Consider the following 20,694-nt stretch of genomic DNA (forward strand, 5'->3'; position numbering starts at 1 on the left):
ACCCGGCGCTCAGGCCGCGCGCGGCTCGAGCAGGCTGAACAGATCGGTGCGCAGCGTCGCCGGGTTGACGTCCGGCGAGGGCGGGGTCACGTAGAACTCCCAGAACGGGTAGGTCATCTGCTCCTCGGACTCACCGATGTCCTCGGTGAAGGCGCCCCACTTCTCGGCGAGCCCGCCGTATCCGCCCAGGTGCGAGGTCCAGGCCACCCGGCCGGCCGGCAGCACGGATGCCGTCACCTCGAACCCGCCCGGCAGGGTGAGGGGCGCGGTCAGCGGCGCGTCGATCGGGAAGCCCACCTCCAGATCAGCGGTGGAGACCGGGGCGCGATGATGCAGCGCGAACGCCGGACCGATCAGGCCGATCCCCACCCCCTGCAGCGCCGTGGCCAGATGCGTGAAGGTCCCGTCCATCAGGGACGTCATCTCGTGCATCGGGAAGTTGTGCTGGATGACGACGGCAGTGGGCACCTCGGGCGCCTGGGCCACCTGGCATCCGGCGGCCGGCTCCGCGGCGTCATAGGGAGGCGGCATCGACGGCATCGGTCCACGTCCTGTTCAGAGTCGACGACGGGCCGCGCCGGGGAGCAGCGGCCCGCCCTGACGGTACCGCGCCCATCCCGGTGCCGCCACTGCTCAGCCCGCAGGCGGGACGTGCAGGTCGCGGCCCACTCCGGCGAGGTCGAGGGCCAGCTCGCAGAACATCGAGTTCGACCAGGAGAACCACTCCCGGGTGAACGTCGTCGGCTCATCGACGTGGACGCCCTCGTGCATCATCCCGGTGCCGCCGTCGGTGCGGATCAGCTGGTGCAGGATGCGCAGCTTCTCCTCACGGTCCGCGGTGGTGAGACCCTCGATGGACTTCGCGATCGGCCAGACATGGTCCTTCGGCGTGTGCGGGGAGCCGACGCCCTCCAGGAACAGGCCCGCGTAGTAGTACGGGTTGTGCCGTGACAGGACGGCGGCGCGGGTCGCCACCTGCACCGGGTCCTCGACGTCGGCGCAGCCCAGGTAGGGCAGCGACAGCAGGCTGGGCACGTTCGCGTCGTCCAGGAAGCGGTGCTCGCCGCGGCCATCGATCTCGTACGCCCAGATCGGCTGCCCCTCGGGGCCGTCGATCAGCGCATGCTCACGCAGCGCCGAACGGATCTCGGCGGCCCGCAGACGCGCCTCGGCCGCCTCGTCCGCAGCGCCGGCGACCTGCTCGAGCAGCTCGGCCAGCCGCTCCAGCGCGAGGGCCAGGAAATGGTTGCCCGGGATGTTGTATCCCAGCTCACAGGCATCGTCCGAGGGACGGAAACCCGCCCACACCAGCCCGTTCGCGGCGGTCAGGGAGCCGCGACCATCGCGGGCGAGGGTGTCCTGGGAGGGCACGCCCGTGCGGCGGAAGAGGTACTGCGAGCGCTCCTCATGATGCTGCTCGGTCGCGACGGTGGCGAGGATCGCCCGCGCCGCGGGCAGGAACCGCTCATCCATCCAGGAGGTGTCCCCGGTCGCGCGCCACAGCCGCCACGCCAGATCCGGTCCGTAGGAGAGCGAGTCGAGCTCGAACTTGCGCTCCCACGCCCAGGGGTTCTCGAACTCCGTCTCGTCCTCGTCCCAGTGCGAGGAGTCGGGGAGACGGTTGAAGGCGTTGGCGTAGGGGTCGATCTCGAGGTACTGCCAGTGACGGCGCAGCAGCCCGCTGAGCAGCGAGACCAGCACCGCCCGGTCCTCGTCGGCGCCGACCCCGCCCGCCACCAGTCGCAGCAGCGGCGTGAGCTGCGCGGCCGAGTCCCGCAGCCACATGGCGGGGATGTCCCCGGTGATCACGAAGGTGGTGCCGTCCTCCTCGACGCTCACCGTGGTCTCGGCGGTGTTGCGCAGGTAGCCGACCACGCGGCCGGCGATCTCCTCCGCGAGGGCGTGGTCAGGGCCGACGAGGTCGGCGAGGCCGGTCAGGACGCGGTCGTGGACCGCGTCGAGCAGGGGGGAGGGCAGTGTGGCCACGTCACTCCTCAGCGAGGTCGGGCTGCCGGACGCCCCGGGACGGGGGCCGGCGTGGTCGGAGCACACTGTATCCGGCTCCGGGCGGGAACAGCTCACTCGGGATCCGCTCACAGTGGAGAGCCCGCAGGCGTCGCCGGTCGGTGCGGACAACTACAGTTGAGGCCGTGTACGAAGGCATCGTCCAGGACCTCATCGACGAGCTCGGCAGGCTGCCGGGCATCGGCCCCAAGTCGGCGCAGCGGATCGCATTCCATCTGCTGGACGCCGACGACGCCGCCGTGCGCCGACTCGCGGAGGTGCTCGTCCAGGTCAAGGACACGGTGCGCTTCTGCGAGATCTGCGGGAACGTCTCGGCCGACGAACGCTGCCGCATCTGCACCGATCCCCGCCGCACCGACGAGGTGATCTGCGTGGTCGAGGAGTCCAAGGACATCGTCGCGATCGAGAAGATCCGCGAGTTCAAGGGCCGCTACCACGTGCTCGGCGGCGCCATCGACCCGATCGGCGGCGTCGGCCCCAACGACCTGCGCATCACCCAGCTGATGAGCCGCCTCGGCTCGGGCGAGACCCAGGAGGTGATCCTGGCGCTGGATCCGAACATCGAGGGCGAGGCCACCTCCGCCTACCTCTCGCGCCTGCTGGGCCCGCTCGAGCTCACCGTCACCCGCCTCGCCTCCGGACTGCCCGTCGGCGGCGACCTCGACTACGCCGACGAGATGACCCTGGGCCGCGCGTTCCTGGGTCGACGCTCCGTCTGAGCGGGACCCCCTCGATGACCTCGCCGCACGCCCGCCCCCTGCCGCCGCTGCGAGAGCTGCCCCCGCCGCAGCAGCTGCCCCGGGACTCCAGCTCCCTGGTGCCGCCGGGAGAGATCATCGCCGAGTCCAAGGCCGCGATCCGGCGGCGGCTGCTGCGGATCCTGTGGGCGCCGGGCCTGGTGCTGCTGGGCCTGTGGTACCTGCTGCTGATGCTGTACGTCTCCGGCGCCTCACCCGCGTTCTGGTTCTTCTCGCTCCTGGCCGCGCTCGGTGACCCGAGCTTCCTGGACGCCGCGATCATGAGCCTGGGCTTCACCCCCTCCGGACTGGGCACGGCCTTCCTCGTGGTCCCGGCCGCCGCGACGCTGCTGAGTCTGCCCATGGCGCTGCTGGCCCCTTCGCTCCTCGCCGGCCTTCGGCCCCGCCTTTTCCTCAGCGAACGCGCGTTCCAGCGGGAGGTGGCCACCCGGGTCACGGCGCTGCTGATGCTCCCGCCGATCCTGGTGGTGCTGCTCCTGCCGCTGACCGTGCTGCTGGACCTCACCCAGCCCTGGTCCGGTCTGGGGGCCGGTCCGCTGTCCGCCTGGTGCCTGGGGCTCGCCGCGCTCCAGCTCGCCTGGGTGCTGGTGCGCCGGCTCGTCCCGGCCTCGTCGCTGCTGGGGATCACCGAGGCGGGAGCCCTGGTCACCACCGCGCGTCTCGAGCGCGACCTCGACAAGCGCGCCGCAGCCGCCGCGCAGGTGCGGGCGCAGGACCGTCGGCACCTGCCGCCGAACCTCGGCACCCCCGCACTGGGTGGCGCCGCCACCCCGCGCGGTGCGCTGCGCGCACTGGGGCTCATCGCCCGCTCGAGCCTGACCTGGGTGGTCCCGGCCGCGCTCGGCATCGGCTGGGCGATCTTCGCGATCACCGACCTGGTCACCGTGCTCTCCGGACTCGCCAGCATGGATCTGACGCAGATGACCTCCCCGCTGCCGTGGCAGCAGCCGGCGGTCGCGGCCCCGCTCTGCGCACTGGTGCTCGGGGGCCTGGCCCTGTCACCGGCGCTCTCGGTGCTCCTGGCCGCGACCCAGCGTGACCAGGTCAGGGACCAGCGCACCTACGAGGAGTGGGCGCATCGCGCCCGGGTCAATCCCTGGGAGGCCCGCGTGGTGGGCCTGACCGGCTGGTTCGCGGCGGGCTGGATGCTGCTGGGCGCCGTCCTGGCGGCGCTGGTGCTGCACCTGCTGCAGGTCGCGACCGCCCTGAGCTGGGCGTGGATCGTGATGATCGTGCTGGTGCTCGTGCCGTTGCAGGGACTGGCCGCCGAAGCCGCGATGCGCGCGGGACTGCGGGACGTGCTCTACGGGCCCGCCGGTGATTTCATGCTGCGCGAGAGCCCGTACGCGCTGGTAGCCCCCGACCTGGGGACCCGCGCCGATCGCGCCAAGGACCCGGCGGTGCGGGCAGCGCTGCGCAAGCGCCTCCAGGCCGCAGGAGGCGACCCCGATGCGCCGCAGCTGCTCGAGATCTTCGACCTCGACACCGCCGGCGAACGGCTCTGGGTGGACGACAGCGAACCCGGAGCCGGCGACACCGCCGTGCGCGAGGCGGACCTCGCCCGCGGCACCCTGCCCGACTTCGGCGGCGAGGGCTCGGCCTTCACCGGCGGCGGGCAGGAGCCCGCGGCGCTCGAGGCCCCGCAGCACGGCATCCCGGAGTCGCTCGGCGGGCTGCGGGACCGCCGCCGCTGAGAGGCGGGACGATCTCGGAGCCCGCACCGGATCCGGTGCCCGCGCCGTCGCCCGGATGCCGGCGGGCCCGCCCTCAGGCGATGCGGGTGCCCGCGCCCAGGCGCCGGATCGGCACCGCGAGCCTCCACACCGCCACCGCCAGGGACAGGCCGCCGCCGATCATCCACAGCCCCAGGCCCATCGGCCAGACCGGCCGGTCCGGGGCCTCGGCGAGATGCTCGGGATAGCCCTCCTGACCCGGCTCGCAGAAGTTGCTGTGCGCCGGATGGGTGATGGTGGCGGCGGTGCGGACGCCCGTCTTCAGCAGACGCAGCACATCGGGGTCCTCGCCGTTGCCGCCCCCGTACCAGGTGTCCGCGGGCAGCGGCGGGGCCGCCTCGGCCAGCAGCACCACCGGGTTGCCCCACAGCAGCGGCATGCTCAGATCGATCCGCGGCACCGAGTCGGTGCGGGTCACCGCCACGCAGCGCCCCGCCTCCGCACCGTCGGAGGACAGGTAGGCCGAGCTGTACCGGGTGACCTCCCGCTCCTGCTCGAGGAAGATCGCCGAGCTGCCCCAGGCGATCGGCAGCACCACCGTCACCCCGAACACGATCACGTACGCCAGCACCACCGAGCCCAGCTGCCGCTGGGTCACCGCGGAGAGCCCCAGCCCGACAGCGGTCACGCACAGCGTGAGCAGCCCGATCACCAGCACCACGCGCAGGAAGTACAGCGGGCCGATCCCGCCCAGCAGCGCGATCGGCACCACCGACGGCAGCGCGAGCACCAGGAAGGCGAGACCGGTGAGGAAACCGGCCAGCAGCTTGCCCAGCGCGATCTCCAGCGGGCTGAGCAGGCTCGCCTGCAGCGTCGCGAGCGTCCCCGCGGTGCGGTCGCCGTTGATCGACCCGGCCGAGAGCGCCGGCACCACCAGCAGCATCGCGAACAGCACCAGGATGATCTGCAGGCTGAAGATCATCGCGGCGACCGGCTCCAGGCCGTCCCACTGCGCGGTGTACAGCGTCGGCGCCAGTCCCAGCACCCCGATGCCCAGCAGCACCAGGGTCCACACGGTGAGCGCCACGTACCAGCGCACCGACCGCAGCCGCTGGCGCAGCTCGAGCGAGGTCACCAGCCACAGCCCCCGGGGGCGCAGCGCGAGGGTGCCGTTCAGGGCGTGGCTGCGGCCCCCGGGGGAGCGGTTGTCGCGGGAGTGCGCGGCGGAGGAGCGGTCCTCGGGACCGCCGGCCCCGCTCGGGCGACCGGCAGGGGCGCCGGGCCCGGGCTGCCCGCTCGGTGGCGTCGCCGGCGTGCTCATCACAGGGCTCCTTCCCGGTGGGCGGCGTCCGAGGCGAGATAGGCGGCCTCGAGCCGTCCGCTGGCCGGACCGAAGCCGATCACCTGCGCATCGGCGGTGGTGAGGTCCCTCAGCAGTCGTGCGGCGGTCGCCTCGTCGGGCAGCTGCACGAGCACCTCGGCATGGCCCGAGGCGGTGCGCTCCGGACCGAGCACCTCGTCGTGCAACACCCCGAGACTGCTCAGCGCCTCGACCAGCCGCTGCTGATGCAGGGACGCGATCCGCCAGGGCCGGGGCCGAGCGGCCAGGTCGCGCACGCTCGAGGCATCCACCACCCGCCCGGCGTCCATGAACACGACGTGGTCGGCCATCTCCTCGAGCTCGGTGAGGATGTGGCTGGAGATCAGCACGGTGGTCCCGGTGGCCGCGAGCGATCGCACCACCTGCAGCAGGCGGCGTCGGGAGGCGGGGTCGAGCCCGGAGGCGGGCTCGTCGAGGATCAGCACCGAGGGGGCGTGTATCAGTGCACGGGCCAGTCCCAGCCGTTGCTTCTGGCCGCGGGAGAGCACATGCGCGGGCTGCTGGGCGAGGGAGTCCAGATCCATCAGGTGCAGCAGGTCGTCGATCCGCTGGCGCCGCTGTGCGCTGGGCAGGAAGTAGGCGCGGGCCACCACCTCGAGCACCTCCGCCACGCGCAGGGAGTCCCAGGCCCCGAACTGGTCCGGCATCCAGCCCACGCTCGCCCGCACGCTCGGGGAGTCGACCGCCGGATCCACCCCGCCGATCAGCACCCGGCCCGAGTCCGGGGACAGCAGTGAGGCGAGCATCAGCATCAACGTCGACTTGCCGCAGCCGTTGGGCCCCACCAGCGCCGTCACCGCCCCGCGCGGCGCGGTGAAGCTCAGGTCCAGCACCGCCTGCACACTGCCGAAGGCACGGGAGACGTGCTCGGCGACGATTCCGGGTGCGGAGCCCGGGGGAGCGGGGTTCCCGGGAGCTGCGGCAGGGACGGATCCCCCGGAGGGGCCGGGCGGGGACGCGAGCTGCGGTGCGAGGCCATCTGTCCCCGTGGCGCGGTAGGCGTAGCCGTTCCCGGCATATCCCTCCTGCGGACCCCGGCCCTCCTGCGGATTCCGGCCCTCCTGCGGACCCCGGCCCGTACCCCCGCTCGGGGAGGTGTGCTGTGTCATGTGCATAGAGTGGCATGCCGGCACCGGGCGCGGGAGGGACCTGCGCGCACGGTCCGCGCACGATCTGTGGGGAAGTGGTGGAGGTGCGTGGTCGGGTACTGGCGCGGCAGCGATGACTACGGCGATATCTCCGCAGAGGTCGCCGTGAGGCCAGTACCTGACGGTGTACGACCCCCGCACTCGCTGGCTCCGCGCACCAGCGGCCGGTCTCACCCGGCCATGGCGGCGTTGCCCTCCTCCTGCGCCTGCGGGATGCCCTCCTCGGCGGTGAGCCGGCCGATGAAGACCTCCTGGAAGATGGGCATCACGGCGGTCAGACCGGCGTTGGCGCGAGCGCCGGTGTCGGCCTCCGCGGCGTTCTTCGCAGCCTCCACGAACACGCTGACGTCCACGCCCTTCTCGTCCCAGAAGGAGATGAACGCGTCCTGCGCCTCCACGTGGCCGGGGAAGGCGACGCCCTTCTCGGCCAGAGGCAGCTGCCCCTCCTTGGAGCCCAGCCAGGTCAGCAGCTCGGTGATACCGGCCTGCTGGGCCGTCTCGGCCTGCGCATTGCCCACCGCGACCACGCCATGGACCAGCGACTTCGCTCCGGCCGGGCCGGCCACCGGCGCCGCCAGCGCCCACTCGAAGGAATCTGCCACGCCCTCGGAGATCGGCAGCAGGTTGTAGGGGCCGGACTGGAACAGGCCGAGCTTGCCCTGGGTGAACAGGTCGCGGGTGAAGTCGCCGTTCTCATTGGTGTCGGCGGCGCTCGGGGCGACGTGCTCGACGTTGATCAGGTCCGCCATGTACCCGAACGCCTCGATGCCCTCGGGGGAGGCGAAGACGTACTTGTCGTCCTCCTGCCACTGGGCGCCGTTGGAGGCCAGCATCGGGCCGATGATCGCCTGGCGGTCGGCCTGCGAGTTGAAGCCGAACTGCTCGCGGGAGTCGACGTCGAAGCCGTCCTCGCCCGGGTGCCTGCCGGCGCCGTCGACGGTCAGCGCGGTCCCGGCGTCGCGCAGCGGATCGCTCTCCGCAGTGGGGTCGAAGGCGAGGGCCGAGGGGTCCACGCCCGCCTCCTCGACCAGTGCTGTGTTGTAGAACAGGGCGATCGAGTCCCAGATCTGCGGGACGCCCCAGAGGCCGCCATCGCGGGTGTAGAGGTCCACCACGGACTGCTCCCACTGGGCGGCGCCGTCGGGGATCACCTGGTTGATGTCCAGCAGCGCCTCGGAGTCCTTGTACTGGACATAGTTCGCGGAGTTCATCCAGTACACGTCCGCCGCATCACCGCTGGCCACGTCCAGCGGCAGGCGCGTCCAGTAGTCACCCCACGGCACCACGTCGATGGTCACGTCCCAGCCGCTGGCCTCGGTGAACGCGGCGAACGACTCCTCGTAGGCGGGCACCGCGTTCTGGTCCCAGAGCCGGAAGGTCAGCGTGCCCGCGCCCCCGCCGGAGCCGCCGTCGCTGCCGCCCGCACCGCCGTCACCGCCGTCGCTGGAGGGGGAGCAGGCCGCGGCGGTGCCGAGCAGGCCGGCGGCGGCGAAGGACGAGAGGAGAGTACGACGCTTGAGCATGGAGTGCTCCTTCCAGGGGGACGTGTGGTCCCATCATCAACCATCCGCGCAGGCGATGGGGGCACGGATGTCCCCGCATGACACCGGTCAGCGCAGCGTGGTGTCGCCGACGGAGCGGGTGATCTGCTTCTGGAACACGATCATCAGCAGCACCAGCGGCAGCATCGCCAGCGTCGTCCCCGCCATCACCAGCGTCCAGTTGTTGTTGTACTGCGACTGCAGGGCGGAGGTCGCCACCGTGATCACCCGCCACTGGGGGCCCGACGTGATCACCATCGGCCACATGAAGTTGTTCCAGTGGGTGACCACGGTGATCAGCACGAGCGTGACGATGATCGGCCGGTTCAGCGGCACCACCAGGTGCCACAGCAGGCGCAGGGTGCCCGCGCCGTCGATCCGCATCGCGTCCATCAGCTCGCCGGGCACGCCGCGGAAGTTCTCCCGCAGCAGGAAGATCGCGTAGGGGGAGCCGAGCACGAAGGGCAGCACCAGCGCCCAGAAGGTGTTGCGCAGCCCCACTTCGCTCATCATCAGGTACAGCGGCACCACCACCACCACCTGCGGCACCATCAGCGTCGCCACGTACACCCAGAACAGCAGGTCACGGCCAGGGAAGCGGAGCTGGGCGAAGGCATAGGCGGCCAGGACCGAGAAGACCATCTGACCCGCCAGGATCACCGCGACCATCTGCACGGTGACGACCACCGGGGTCACGAAGCCGTCCTGGCCGGCGGACGGCGTGAACAGCCCCAGGAAGTTCTCCAGCACCGCCGGCGCCGGGATCGCCAGCGGGCCCTGCTGCGCGAACTGCTGCGTGGAGGTGAACGCCGTCATCACGGAGAACAGGAAAGGGCCCAGCGTCAGCACTGCGGCGACGGCGAGCACCAGATAGGTGGCGAGGTGGGCGAGCAGCCGCCGCAGCAGCAGCGAGCCGGGAAGGGCTCGCGGCCGAGGGGACGGGTTGCGCCCGTCGGCCGGGGTGCCCGGGGAGCGCGCCGGGGGAGCTGAGGCGGCGGTGCGGGGTGCGGGGTCGATGGTCATCTTCTCTCCTCCTCTCAGCTCATGTCGTAGGTGATGCGGCGGGAGAACCAGCGCTGCTGGGCCACCGTGATCACCACCAGCAGGAGGAACAGGATCACCGCGACCGCGCTCGCGCGGCCCAGGCGGCTGGAGACGAAGGCCTCGTGGTAGATCAGCGAGGCGATCACCTCGGTGCGGTGCTGGGGTCCGCCGCCGGTGAGGGCGAAGACCATGTCGAACACCTGGAAGCTGGCCACCACCTGCGTGACCGCGAGGAAGAACGTGGTGGGCCGCAGCAGCGGGATGGTCATGAACCACAGCTGCTGGGCGGGACCGGCGCCGTCGATCCGCGCCGCCTCGTAGATCGAGCCGGGGATGCGGGTCAGGCCCGCCTGGAAGAACAGCGAGATGTAGCCGACGTTCTGCCAGATCGCCACGAATGCCACCGCGGGCAGCGCGAGGGCGGGATCGGTGAGCCACTCGATCCGCACGCCGAGGATCTGATTCAGTGCGCCGACGGACGGCTGGAAGATCCACTTCCACACCACGCCCAGCGCGAGCGGCGCGCACACCCAGGGGATCACCACGATCACCCGCACGACGGCCGAGCCCGGCAGGGCCCGCACCAGCTGGGTGGCGAGGATCAGCCCCAGCGCCAGCGAGAGCGGCACCGAGATCAGGGTGAAGATCCCGGTGACCAGCAGTGAGTTCGCCAGCGCGCCGTCGCTCAGCAGGGTCCGGTAGTTCTCCAGCCCGAGGAACTGCCGGGTGCCCAGCAGATCCCAACGGAACAGGGAGACGACGAAGGCGAGCAGCACCGGCAGGATCAGGAAGGCGCTCACACCGATCAGGCTGGGGGCGATCAGCAGCCACCCCAGCAGGGGCCGACGGGCGTTCATCGATCACGGCCCCGGGCGCGGCTCCAGCCCTGGCCCCGGTGCGGCGAAGGAGGAGGAGTCACCAGCACACGGTATAGCAGGCGGATGGAGGGTGGACTGGTCAGGAGCCGCGGCCTGGCCCTGCCTGGCTCTGTCGGGCCCTGTGCTGCGGGCCGCCGCGGACACGGATCCCCTTTCGGCCCGGCCGGGCTGGCCCGCCGCGGACACGGATCCCCTTCCGGCCGGCCTGGACCCGTGGGCGGAGCGGGCGGCGTCCCCCTCGAGGACGGGGGCTCGATTACGCTCGGCCCATGAGCTCAGCGACGGATCCCGCAGCCCGCGGCGCAGCGGCCACCGACCCCCACGCCAGCATCTACGACCACGGCTTCGTGCGCGTGGCGGCGGTGACCCTGCCGGTCGCGCTCGCCGATCCCGCCACCAACGCCGAGCGCCACCTCGACATGCTGGCCGAGCTCGACGAGCAGCAGGTGGGCGTGGCGGTCTTCCCCGAGCTGTCGCTGACCGGGTACTCGCTGGAGGACCTGGTGATGCAGGAGCCGCTGCTGGACGCGGCCGAGCGGGCCCTGGCCGGCCTGGTCGAGGCCAGCCGCGAGCTGATGCCGCTGATCGTGGTCGGCGCCCCGCTGCGCGCCACCGACCGCAGCCGGGTGTTCAACTGCGCGGTCACCATCCACCGCGGCGAGATCCTCGGCATCCACCCCAAGCAGAACCTCGCCACCTACCGCGAGTTCTACGAGCGCCGGTGGTACGCCCCCGGGGACGACGCGGACGGTGTGGGCGTCAGCGTGCTCGGCGGCGAGCACGTGCTGACTCCGCACTCCCTGATCACGGTGCCGGATGTGCCGGGGCTGAAGGTGTTCGTGGAGATCTGCGAGGACATGTGGGTGCCGATCCCCCCGTCGGCCGAGGCCGCGCTCGCCGGCGCCACCGTGATCGCCAACCTCTCGGGCTCACCGATCACCGTCGGCCGCGCGGAGGATCGCAAGCTGATGGCCCGTTCGGCCTCGGCCCGCTGTCAGGCGGCCTACGTCTATGCCGCCGCGGGGGAGGGGGAGTCCACCACGGATCTCGCCTGGGACGGCCAGACCTTCGTGTACGAGTGCGGTGACCTGCTGGGCGAGTCCGAGCGCTTCCCGCAGGGGCCGCGCGCCACGATCGTGGACGTGGACCTGGATCGGATCGTCGCCGAGCGTCGCCGCCAGAACACGGTCGACGACAACCGCCGCACCCACGCCGCCTCGCTCGAGAAGTACAGCTCGTGGGCCGCCACGAACCTGTTCGAGCCCGAGCCCTACCTGGTGTTCGACGACGAGGTGGTGGAGGCCTCCCCGGAGGATGACGCCGAGGAGATGCCGTCGGCATCCGAGGCGCGGCGTCCCGCGACCGGTCCGCTGCGCCGGCCATTGCACCGCTTCCCCTTCGTGCCCGATGACCCCACCCGCCTCGCGCAGGACAGCTACGAGGCGTTCTCCATCCAGGTCGCGGGGCTGGTGCGCCGGCTCTCCGCGATCGGCGGGGACAGGCCCGGCGGCACCCGGCCGGTGCTCGGGGTCTCCGGCGGCCTGGATTCCACCCATGCGCTGCTGGTCTGTGCGCGGGCGATGGATCAGCTGGGCCGCGACCGCTCCGAGATCCTCGCGTTCACGATGCCGGGCTTCGCCACCACCGAGCACACCCGCTCCAACGCCGAGCTGCTCTCACGGGCGATCGGCGCGAGCTTCGAGACGATCGACATCCGCCCCGCCTCCACCCAGATGCTGAAGGACATGGGCCACCCCGCCGGCAGCGGCGAGGAGGTCTACGACGTCACCTTCGAGAACGTCCAGGCCGGGATGCGCTACGACTACCTGTTCCGCCTGGCCAACCACCGCGGCGGCATCGTGGTGGGTACCGGGGACCTCTCCGAGCTGGCACTGGGCTGGTGCACCTACGGGGTGGGCGACCAGATGGCCCACTACGGCGTCAACGCCGGCGTGCCGAAGACCCTGATCCAGCACCTGATCCGCTGGGTGATCGCCGAGCAGCTGTTCGACCAGGAGACCGCAGACCTGCTGCAGGCGGTGCTGGACACCGAGATCTCCCCGGAGCTGATCCCCACGAAGACGGGGGAGAAGGCGCAGTCCACCGAGGACTCGATCGGCCCCTACGCACTGCACGACTTCACGCTCTACCACCAGCTGCGTCGCGGCTACGGCCCCGCGAAGATCGCCTTTCTCGCCCATCAGGCCTGGGGCGACGAATCCGCCGGTCAGTGGCCCGCCGGATACGCCGACGACGACAAGCGCGCCTACTCCCGCGCCGAGATCAAGCACTGGCTGACCGTGTTCACCCGCCGCTTCTTCTCCAGCCAGTTCAAGCGCTCCGCCATGCCCAACGCACCGAAGGTGCTGGCCGGAGGGTCGCTGTCGCCGCGCGGCGACTGGCGGATGCCCTCGGACGCCACCTCGCGGGCCTGGCTTGCCGAGATCGAGCGCGAGGTGCCGGGGGAGTAGGGCGCGGCTGGAGCGGGGCGGAGACCGGCCCGCCGCAGCACGGGGCGGCATCGAAGCGCGGGTCCCATCGCACCGGACGCCATCAGCGAGAACTCCCGCTGATGGCGTCCGGGGTCGTGCGGGTCCCCGGTGGGGCGAGCCAGTGCTCGCCCCACCGGGGAACAGTGACTCAGGAGCCCTCGGCGATCGCCTGTTCGAACTCCTCGCGGATCTTGTCGCCACCGGCGCTCTTCCAGCGGGAGATGGCGGAGGTGACGTCATCGAGGCTGTTGCGTCCGAGGATGTATCCCGTCGAGGCGTCGGTGATCGGCTGGGCGATCGTCGTGGACCGCTCGGCGGTCTCGGAGTAGTACCCGAGCGTCGGGTCCTCCATCAGCATCGGGACGAGCTTCTTCTGCAGCTCGCTCTGTGCCTTCAGGGCATCGTCGACGCGCTTCGGCCAGAACAGGACGGCCGGAGGGGCGCCGATGTACTTGAGATTGATCCCCAGCTCGTTGGTGCCCTGCGAGGTCAGCTCGGGCTGACCCTTGTCGTTCACCGTGTAGTCCTTGCCCTTGACGCCGAAGTTCTGGTCGAAGTACTCCGTGGAGCCGAAGGGGGCGGCGCAGTAGTCGATGAAGCGCAGGAGCATCTTGACGCGCTCCTCGTCGAGACCCTTCTTGATCGCCGTGAACGAGAACGCACCGGCGCCCTGGTAGTTGATCGGCTCGCCGCCGTTCGCGGAGAACGGGGTCATGGCGCCGAAGGACAGGTCCTGATGATCAGCCTGATTGGCCGCCCACCAGGACAGGCCGTCCGTGCGCATGACGACGTCGCCGGAGATGAACTTCGCGGCCGTCTCCGCGGACTGCATGGAGGGGGAGTCCGGATGGAAGACGCCGGCATCCCAGAGCTGCTTCTTGAACTCGAGGGCCTCGAAGAACTGGTCGGTCTCGTAGCTGGCGGTCAGCGCGCCGCCGTCGAGCTCCCAGTCGTTGGGCACCCCGAACATCGGGTCGATGATGTTGTCGAGCCAATCGACGCCGGTGGCGACCGAGTACCCGGTCAGGGCGTACCGACCGGCCTGCGGATCGGTCAGGTCCTGGCACAGCGCGACGAAATCCTCCTTGGACGTGGGCGCGGGATCCAGACCCATCTCCTCGATGAGATCGAGTCGCTGGAACAGCACGTTGCCGAACGGAGGGCGCGGCAGCGGGGTGCCGATCAGGCGGCCGCCGATGCGGCAGGTCCTCCAGGCGTACGTGGGCAGGTTGGCGAGGTTCGGGTAGTCGTTGATGGCATCGCCGGAGAGGTGGCCGGACAGATCCGTCCACTGGGACTGTGACAGCTGCGGCAGCTTCGGCAGGCCCATGAAGACGGGAACCTGCATGAGGTCCGGCAGGTCGCCGCCGGCCATGATCGTCGGGAACTTGGTGGAGAAGTCGTTGGCCGGGACGATCTGCGGGGTGTATGTCAGATTCGTCTTCTCGTTGATCATCTGCCAGTAGGCGTTGGACTCCATCGCCACCGGCGGCTGGCCGTAGGTCAGGGCCAGCGCCTTGACCTCGGAGCCGTCACCGATCTCGCCCTCGACGGACTGGAACGTGTCCTCCGGGTACGAGAAGTACGCGGGGGCGACGCCGTCGGCGGTGCCGGGGATGTCGGGTTCCGGCACGTCCGTGCGCTCGGTGTAGGTGGGCCAGTCGGCGACCTCGCCGGAACCGGCGCCGCTGCCGCCTCCGGACGCGGAGCCGCCGCTGGAGCAGGCGGTCAGACCGCCGCCGAGGGTGATGCCCCCGAGCGCGGCCGAGACCAGGAGGTGGCGACGTGTGGGTGAGATGGACATGGTTGGAGCTCCTTGTAATCGGGGTTGTGGGGTCAGCCCTTGACGGCGCCGGTGAGGACGCCCTTGGTCATGTGCCGCTGGAGGAACGGGTAGACGCAGAGGATCGGGATCACGGCGATCACGATCACGGCCATCTGGATGGAGGCGGCGGGCGGAGGGGTCGTCGACCCGGTGTCGACGACCAGAGGTGCTCCCTGGATCACGTAGGTGCGCAGCACCAGCTGCAGCGGCCACTTGGCACTGTCCTGCAGGTAGAGCAGGGCCTGGAAGAAGGCGTTCCAGTAGCTCACCGCGTAGAACAGACCCACGACCGCGATCACCGCCCGGGACAGAGGGAGCATGATGCGGCCGAAGATCCGCCATTCGGAGGCGCCGTCGATCCGTGCGGCGTCGAGCAGCTCGTCCGGGACGTTCATGAAGAAGCCGCGCACGATGACGATGTTGAACGCGTTCACGGCGACCGGCAGGATGAGCGAGGCGTATTGGTTGAGCAGCCCGAGCTCCTTGACCATGAGGTACACGGGGATGATGCCGGGGCTGAACAGGAACGTCAGCAGGACGAAGCCCAGGATCGGCCCGTGGAACAGGGAGCCCGGACGGGACAGCGCGTAGGCGATGAGGGTCGTGGAGATGAGGCTGAGCGCGGTGCCGACGACCGTGACCCCGATGCTGACCAGCACCGAGCGCGTGACCACGCCTCCGGAGAGGATGGCCGCGTAGGCGTCGAAGGAGATGCCCGTGGGGATGATGACGTACCCGCCGCTGCGGGCGAGCTGCTCGGGCGTCGCCAGGCTGGTCGAGACGACGACGAGCAGGGGGAGCAGGATCGCCGCACAGACCAGGACCAGGGTGAGGGCCTTGGCCGCCATGGTCGGGAGCGAGGGGCGACCCTGCCACGGTGGGCGCTGGTACTTCGCCGCGCGGACCTTGCGCTTGGGGTGGGGCTCGAGCGCGACAGTGGCGTCGGAGGCGGCGTCGGTCGTGGGTGTGGGTGCGGTAGGGGCGGGGCTGCCGGCGGTCATCGCGGGCTCCTCTCGTAGATGCCTGATTCTCCGAACATGTGCGCCGCCTTGTTCGCGGCGAGGACGAGGATCAGGCCGATGACCCCCTTGAGCAGGCCGGCGGCGATGCCGAGGCTCCAGTCGCTCGCGACCACTCCGTTGTAGTAGACGTAGGTGTCGAGCACTTCGGCGGCCTCCGGGCCGACGGCGTCCCGCTGCAGGAGGATCTGCTCGAAGCCGACGTTCAGTGCCTCGCCGAGCCGCAGGATCAGCAGCAGGATGATGATCGGCCGGATGCCCGGGAGCGTGACGTGCCAGAACCGTGAGAGCGCTCCGGCGCCGTCGATGGCGGCGGCCTCGTAGAGGCTGTTGTCGATCGCGGCGAGGGCGGCGATGAAGATGATCGTCCCCCACCCCGCGTCCTTCCAGATCACCTGCGAGGTCACCAGCAGCTTGAACGTGGCGGGGTTGGTGAGGAAGTCGATGGGGGTGCCACCGTTCTCCAGGATCATCCGGTTGACCACGCCGGTCGAGCCGAGGACCTGCTGGAACAGTCCCACGACGATCACCCAGGACAGGAAGTGGGGGAGGTAGAGGACCGACTGCACGACGGTGCGCAGGTACGGGCGGGTGACCGAGTACAGCAGCACCGCCAGCAGGATCGGGACGGGGAAGTAGAGCACCAGGTTCAAGGTGGTGATCTGCAGCGTGTTCACCAGTGCGGTCCAGAAGCGCGGATCGCTGAACAGGCGCTGGAAGTTCTCGAGACCGACCCAGGGGCTCTGATGGATCGGGATGAACGGGACGTAGTCCATGAAGGCGATGACGTTCCCGAGCAGCGGGATGTAGGTGAACACCAGCAGCAGGAGCACGGCGGGCAGCGCCATGATCAGCAGGGGGTGGTCCCGGCGCAGCTTCACCGCGAAGGTGGTGCGCCGCCTCGTCCGCGGAGTCTGAGTCACGCTCATGAAATGTCCTCGATAGGTGGTGGCAGGGCGTCCTCGCCTGGGCCCGTCAGGCGTCCTGACCGTCTCGGCCGTCGAATGCCCGCCGTCGACGGTAAGCGCATGCCCAGGCGCATGGCTAGCGCTTACCACAGGCCGTTGCAGAACTGTGACCTGCTTCACGCGACGTCCCGCTCGCTGCCTGAATGCCGCCCGACCGCCGCCTCCGTCCGGCGGTGCGCCCCGATCGGGCAATGTTGCGCCGGTCACGCTGCAGAATCGTCGTGACCAGTGCGGGCGTCTCGCTCCGCGGGGTCTCGGTGGCGTGGACCAGGCATTCTCGTAGACTCGACGTCGGCCGGTGCCCGCTCGCGGGGCGCCCGGAGCCGCGCCGGACGAGCGGGACCACCGTCCGACGGCGCGGCGCGACCAGGGCGGCCCTGCCGCGTCGATCCGGCCCGAGGGCCTGCACCCCGCAGCCCGTCCGGACCCGCTCCCGCGGACTCCGATCCCGGGTCACCGCCGCACGGTGAGCCCGTCGGGCCGCTGCCGGCGGCCCATCCGGGTCCGCCCACCGGCGGCCCCACGCACGGCCTGCCCCGGCAGTCCTGCCCGCACCACCCCGCCTGTCCTCAACCGTGAAGGAAACCGCCTCATGAGCCTGGTCGTCCAGAAATTCGGAGGATCCTCCGTCGCTGACGCCGACTCCGTCAAGCGCGTCGCGAAGCGCATCTCCCTGTACTCGAAGGCCGGTCACCAGGTGGTCGTGGTGGTCTCCGCGATGGGGGATACCACCGATGATCTGATCGATCTCGCCGAGCAGGTGACCCCGAACCCGCCGCCGCGCGAGATGGACATGCTGATCACGGCCGGTGAGCGCATCTCGATGGCGGTGCTGTCGATGGCGCTGAACGAGGTCGGCGTCACCGCGCGCGCCTACACCGGTTCGCAGGCCGGGCTGATCACGGACAGCGACCACGGCAACGCGCAGATCCGCGACGTCACCCCGGGCCGCATCCAGGAGGCCGTGGAGGACGGCGCCGTCGCGATCGTCGCCGGCTTCCAGGGCGTCTCCCACGACTCCAAGGAGATCACCACGCTGGGCCGCGGCGGCTCGGACGTGACCGCGGTGGCGCTCGCCGCAGCGCTGGACGCGGACGTCTGCGAGATCTACTCCGACGTCGACGGCGTGTTCACCGCGGACCCGCGCATCGCCTCCGCCGCCCGCCGGGTGCCGCTGATCTCCAGCGAGGAGATGCTGGAGATGGCCGCGAACGGTTCGAAGATCCTGATGGCGCGCAGCGTCGAGTACGCGCGCCGCTACGGGGTGCCGCTGCATGTGCGCTCCTCGTACTCGGGCCGCGTGGGCACGATCGTCGCCGACGATCCCGAGCGCGAGATCCCCCTGGACCCCGACGTCACCCTCCCCACCGCGGACGTCGTCCGACGCGACGCCGCAGACCCGAGCAAGGAGCTCCCCATGCAGGACATCACCGCACCGGGCCTCGAGGCGCCGATCATCTCGGGCGTCGCCCACGACCGCAGCGAAGGCAAGATCACCGTGGTCGAGGTGCCGGACATCCCCGGCCGCGCCGCGATGCTGTTCGACGTGGTCGCCGGCACCGGCGCGAACATCGACATGATCGTGCAGAACTCCTCGACCGTCGACGACACGGTCGCGATCTCGCTGACGCTGCCGGAGGCGGACGTCCCCGCCGCGCTGAAGGCCATCGAGGACGCGCACGAGCAGATCGGGTACTCCGAGGTCCGCTACAACGACCAGATCGGCAAGGTCAGCATCGTCGGCGCCGGGATGCGCTCGCATCCGGGCGTCTCGGCGCTGCTGTTCCGCTCCCTCGGCGAGGCGGGCATCAACATCGACATGATCTCCACCTCGGAGATCCGCATCTCCGTGGTCACCGAGCAGAGCAAGCTCGATGACGCGGTGCGCGTGATCCACACGGCGTTCGGCCTCGACGCCGAGCAGACCGAGGCCGTGGTCTACGGAGGGACCGGACGATGAACATCAGCACCCAGAGCACCATCGACTTCTCGCAGACCCCCGGCTATGCGGCCGACGGCCCCGTCATCGGCGTGGTCGGCGCCACCGGTCAGGTGGGTCGTGTGATGCTGGCCCTCCTCGCCGACCGGTCGGTCAGGCACTCGGAGATCCGCGTGTTCGCCTCGGCCCGCAGCGCCGGGAAGACCGTGCAGTACGCGGGGATGTCGCTGACCATCGAGAACGCCGAGACGGCGGACATCACCGCCGAGGGGCAGCAGGTCGACATCGCGATCTTCTCCGCCGGCGGCTCCACCTCGAAGGCGCTGGCCCCGCGCTTCGCCGAGGCGGGCGCGACCGTGGTGGACAACTCCTCGGCCTACCGCCGCGACGGCGAGGTGCCGCTGGTGGTCTCCGAGGTGAACCCGGAGGCGCTGGTGAACCCGCCGCGCGGGATCATCGCGAACCCGAACTGCACCACGATGGCCGCGATGCCCACGCTGAAGGCCCTCCACGACGAGGCCGGGCTGGCGCGGCTGAAGATCGCCACCTACCAGGCCGTCTCCGGCTCCGGCGTCGCCGGGGTGGCGGAACTGGCCGGCCAGGTGCGCAAGGGCGTCGACGATCTCGAGAAGCTCGCGATCGACGGCTCGGCGGTGGAGCTCGGCGAGCCGGAGGTCTACGTCAAGCCGATCGCGTTCAACGTGGTGGCCGTGGCCGGCAACCTGATGGACGACGGCAGCGATGAGACCGACGAGGAGCAGAAGCTCCGCCACGAGTCGCGCAAGATCCTGGGCCTGCCGGACCTGCCGGTCGCGGGCACCTGCGTGCGGGTGCCGGTGATGAGCGGCCACGCGCTGGTGGTCCATGCCGAGTTCGATCGGGCGATCACCGCCGAGCGTGCCCGTGAGCTGCTCGAGGCGGCGCCGGGCGTGCAGGTCGTGGACGTGCCGAACCCGCTCGAGGCCGCTGGCCGCGATGGAACATTCGTCGGCCGGATCCGCAAGGACCAGTCGGTCCCGGACGACAAGGGGCTGGTGTTCTTCGTCGTGGCGGATAATCTGCGCAAGGGCGCCGCCCTGAATGCGATCGAGATCGCGGAGCTGATCGCGCAGAACTGACCCCTGAAGGAGAATCCCCGATGACCCTCGCTGCTGCTAGTGGTCCTCCCGGCCCCGGGACCGGCCCGTCACCGTTGTCATCGTTGTTCTCCGATCGGGTCGGCCAGGAGCATGCGGACGGCGGGTCCGCCGCCACGAGCGTGGACCCGCTCTCCCGCGTCCTGCGCACCCTGGACACGATCTCCGCCGCCGAGCTCGAGGGCGGCCCGGACCTGCGCACCGTGGTCGAGGCCCCGCCCGTCGGGGTGGGCGATCCGGTGTCGGGTGGGCGCACGGCCGAGAAGCCGGCCGTCTCCAGCCGTCGGGAGGCGATCCTCGACGCCGCCGCCGCCCTGTTCGCCGAGCGCGGCTACCACGGTGCGAGCCTGCGCGACATCTCCCGTGAGGTGGGCATCTCCCATCCGGGGATGCTGCACCATTTCTCTTCCAAGGAGGCGCTGCTGGGGGCGGTGGTCGACCGGCTCGAGGCGCATGCGCAGGGGCTGCTGGACTCCGTCGAGGTGCTGCAGTCCTCCCCGCAGTCCCTGGTGGCGGCGCTGGCCGGCCCGTGGGACCCGCGGGAGCATTCGATGGCGCTGCTGGCCACGCTCAGCGCCGAGGTGGTCAACCCGGACCATCCGGGTCGTTTCCGCATCGCGCGGCTGCGCCTGGTGCACGAGCACGTGCTGGAGCAGGTGCTGGCGGGTCTGGCCGCCAACGGCCGCCTGGTCGAGGGGTCGGATCCGAAGTTCCTGGCGCGCACGCTGTTCTCGCTGCTGCTGGGCCTGACGGTGCGCGAGCGCACCGTGCGCGAGCTGCAGAAGGCGGCCGACGGCGACCCGATCGCCGATGTGCAGGCGTTCGTGCAGCAGCTGGTCACCGGCTGAGCTCGCGTCCCTGCGGCCG

Annotated in this window: 16 protein-coding genes; 6 read left to right on the forward strand and 10 right to left on the reverse strand. The window is 70.8% G+C overall.

Annotation, left to right across the window (positions count from 1 at the left end; genetic code table 11):
* Window positions 1-9: 9 nt before the first annotated feature.
* Both CFK38_RS04345 and CFK38_RS04350 read right to left on the reverse strand, forming a co-directional pair.
* Complete coding sequence (locus CFK38_RS04345) at window positions 10-540, reverse strand: GyrI-like domain-containing protein (RefSeq protein WP_096801978.1); 531 nt, start codon at window positions 538-540, stop codon at window positions 10-12.
* A 93-nt stretch (window positions 541-633) separates the two neighbouring features.
* Window positions 634-1,986, reverse strand: coding sequence for a glycoside hydrolase family 125 protein (locus CFK38_RS04350; RefSeq protein WP_096801979.1), 1,353 nt, complete (start codon window positions 1,984-1,986; stop codon window positions 634-636).
* 164 nt (window positions 1,987-2,150) lie between these two features.
* On the opposite strand from CFK38_RS04350, the gene recR reads away from it, so the two are divergent.
* Window positions 2,151-2,744, forward strand: coding sequence for a recombination mediator RecR (recR, locus tag CFK38_RS04355; protein WP_096801980.1), 594 nt, complete (start codon window positions 2,151-2,153; stop codon window positions 2,742-2,744).
* Window positions 2,745-2,758: 14 nt separating this feature from the next.
* Entirely contained in the window at window positions 2,759-4,477 is a 1,719-nt protein-coding gene (locus CFK38_RS04360) for a hypothetical protein (protein WP_096801981.1), read from the forward strand.
* Between the two features lie 73 nt (window positions 4,478-4,550).
* Here CFK38_RS04360 and CFK38_RS04365 read toward each other — a convergent pair whose 3' ends face one another.
* The 5 genes from CFK38_RS04365 to CFK38_RS04385 all read right to left on the reverse strand — a co-directional run bounded on the left by CFK38_RS04365 (window position 4,551) and on the right by CFK38_RS04385 (window position 10,427).
* Window positions 4,551-5,777, reverse strand: a complete 1,227-nt coding sequence (locus CFK38_RS04365) for an ABC transporter permease (protein ID WP_245851217.1) — start codon at window positions 5,775-5,777, stop codon at window positions 4,551-4,553.
* Window positions 5,777-6,946, reverse strand: a complete 1,170-nt coding sequence (locus CFK38_RS04370; protein WP_245851218.1) for an ABC transporter ATP-binding protein — start codon at window positions 6,944-6,946, stop codon at window positions 5,777-5,779. Before CFK38_RS04370 ends, CFK38_RS04365 begins: the two co-directional genes overlap by 1 nt.
* A 209-nt stretch (window positions 6,947-7,155) precedes the next feature.
* Window positions 7,156-8,508, reverse strand: a complete 1,353-nt coding sequence (locus tag CFK38_RS04375; RefSeq protein WP_096801982.1) for an extracellular solute-binding protein — start codon at window positions 8,506-8,508, stop codon at window positions 7,156-7,158.
* A gap of 87 nt (window positions 8,509-8,595) precedes the next feature.
* Complete coding sequence (locus tag CFK38_RS04380; RefSeq protein WP_096801983.1) at window positions 8,596-9,549, reverse strand: carbohydrate ABC transporter permease; 954 nt, start codon at window positions 9,547-9,549, stop codon at window positions 8,596-8,598.
* 14 nt (window positions 9,550-9,563) lie between these two features.
* A complete protein-coding gene (locus CFK38_RS04385; RefSeq protein WP_096801984.1) occupies window positions 9,564-10,427 on the reverse strand; it encodes a carbohydrate ABC transporter permease in 864 nt (287 codons plus the stop codon).
* Window positions 10,428-10,717: 290 nt separating this feature from the next.
* Between CFK38_RS04385 and CFK38_RS04390 the strand changes: the two genes are divergently transcribed.
* A complete protein-coding gene (locus CFK38_RS04390) occupies window positions 10,718-12,919 on the forward strand; it encodes an NAD(+) synthase (RefSeq protein ID WP_157773346.1) in 2,202 nt (733 codons plus the stop codon).
* Between the two features lie 169 nt (window positions 12,920-13,088).
* Here CFK38_RS04390 and CFK38_RS04395 read toward each other — a convergent pair whose 3' ends face one another.
* Genes CFK38_RS04395 through CFK38_RS04405 form a run of 3 tightly spaced genes read right to left on the reverse strand, consistent with a single transcriptional unit; the run spans window position 13,089 to window position 16,713 of the window.
* Window positions 13,089-14,744, reverse strand: coding sequence for an extracellular solute-binding protein (locus CFK38_RS04395; protein WP_096801986.1), 1,656 nt, complete (start codon window positions 14,742-14,744; stop codon window positions 13,089-13,091).
* A 32-nt stretch (window positions 14,745-14,776) separates the two neighbouring features.
* On the reverse strand, window positions 14,777-15,766 hold the full coding sequence (locus CFK38_RS04400; protein WP_096801987.1) for a carbohydrate ABC transporter permease: 990 nt from the start codon (window positions 15,764-15,766) through the stop codon (window positions 14,777-14,779).
* Entirely contained in the window at window positions 15,763-16,713 is a 951-nt protein-coding gene (locus CFK38_RS04405; protein WP_096801988.1) for an ABC transporter permease, read from the reverse strand. Before CFK38_RS04405 ends, CFK38_RS04400 begins: the two co-directional genes overlap by 4 nt.
* Window positions 16,714-17,344: 631 nt before the next feature.
* Between CFK38_RS04405 and CFK38_RS04410 the strand changes: the two genes are divergently transcribed.
* From CFK38_RS04410 to CFK38_RS04420, 3 genes are read left to right on the forward strand one after another with little or no spacing between them, the layout of a single operon-like run.
* Window positions 17,345-18,712, forward strand: coding sequence for an aspartate kinase (locus CFK38_RS04410; RefSeq protein WP_096801989.1), 1,368 nt, complete (start codon window positions 17,345-17,347; stop codon window positions 18,710-18,712).
* Window positions 18,709-19,809 carry an aspartate-semialdehyde dehydrogenase gene (locus CFK38_RS04415; RefSeq protein ID WP_096801990.1) on the forward strand — a complete coding sequence of 367 codons (1,101 nt, stop codon included), beginning with the start codon at window positions 18,709-18,711 and terminating at the stop codon, window positions 19,807-19,809. The genes CFK38_RS04410 and CFK38_RS04415 overlap by 4 nt, the downstream gene beginning before the upstream one ends.
* A gap of 20 nt (window positions 19,810-19,829) precedes the next feature.
* Complete coding sequence (locus CFK38_RS04420; RefSeq protein ID WP_096801991.1) at window positions 19,830-20,675, forward strand: TetR/AcrR family transcriptional regulator; 846 nt, start codon at window positions 19,830-19,832, stop codon at window positions 20,673-20,675.
* Window positions 20,676-20,694 lie beyond the last annotated feature (19 nt).

It is taken from the genome of Brachybacterium vulturis, assembly GCF_002407185.1.
GTDB classification, from domain to species: Bacteria; Actinomycetota; Actinomycetes; order Actinomycetales; family Dermabacteraceae; genus Brachybacterium; species Brachybacterium vulturis.

Excerpts from the sequence above, each read along its gene's own strand:
- CFK38_RS04410 (WP_096801989.1), top strand. The coding sequence starts at position 17,345 with ATGAGCCTGGTCGTCCAGAAATTCGGAGGATCCTCCGTCGCTGACGCC.
- CFK38_RS04365 (WP_245851217.1), bottom strand. The coding sequence starts at position 5,777 with ATGAGCACGCCGGCGACGCCACCGAGCGGGCAGCCCGGGCCCGGCGCC.
- CFK38_RS04370 (WP_245851218.1), bottom strand. The coding sequence starts at position 6,946 with ATGACACAGCACACCTCCCCGAGCGGGGGTACGGGCCGGGGTCCGCAG.
- CFK38_RS04420 (WP_096801991.1), top strand. The coding sequence starts at position 19,830 with ATGACCCTCGCTGCTGCTAGTGGTCCTCCCGGCCCCGGGACCGGCCCG.
- CFK38_RS04390 (WP_157773346.1), top strand. The coding sequence starts at position 10,718 with ATGAGCTCAGCGACGGATCCCGCAGCCCGCGGCGCAGCGGCCACCGAC.
- CFK38_RS04405 (WP_096801988.1), bottom strand. The coding sequence starts at position 16,713 with ATGAGCGTGACTCAGACTCCGCGGACGAGGCGGCGCACCACCTTCGCG.
- CFK38_RS04400 (WP_096801987.1), bottom strand. The coding sequence starts at position 15,766 with ATGACCGCCGGCAGCCCCGCCCCTACCGCACCCACACCCACGACCGAC.
- CFK38_RS04380 (WP_096801983.1), bottom strand. The coding sequence starts at position 9,549 with ATGACCATCGACCCCGCACCCCGCACCGCCGCCTCAGCTCCCCCGGCG.
- CFK38_RS04395 (WP_096801986.1), bottom strand. The coding sequence starts at position 14,744 with ATGTCCATCTCACCCACACGTCGCCACCTCCTGGTCTCGGCCGCGCTC.
- CFK38_RS04360 (WP_096801981.1), top strand. The coding sequence starts at position 2,759 with ATGACCTCGCCGCACGCCCGCCCCCTGCCGCCGCTGCGAGAGCTGCCC.
- CFK38_RS04345 (WP_096801978.1), bottom strand. The coding sequence starts at position 540 with ATGCCGTCGATGCCGCCTCCCTATGACGCCGCGGAGCCGGCCGCCGGA.
- CFK38_RS04385 (WP_096801984.1), bottom strand. The coding sequence starts at position 10,427 with ATGAACGCCCGTCGGCCCCTGCTGGGGTGGCTGCTGATCGCCCCCAGC.
- CFK38_RS04415 (WP_096801990.1), top strand. The coding sequence starts at position 18,709 with ATGAACATCAGCACCCAGAGCACCATCGACTTCTCGCAGACCCCCGGC.
- CFK38_RS04375 (WP_096801982.1), bottom strand. The coding sequence starts at position 8,508 with ATGCTCAAGCGTCGTACTCTCCTCTCGTCCTTCGCCGCCGCCGGCCTG.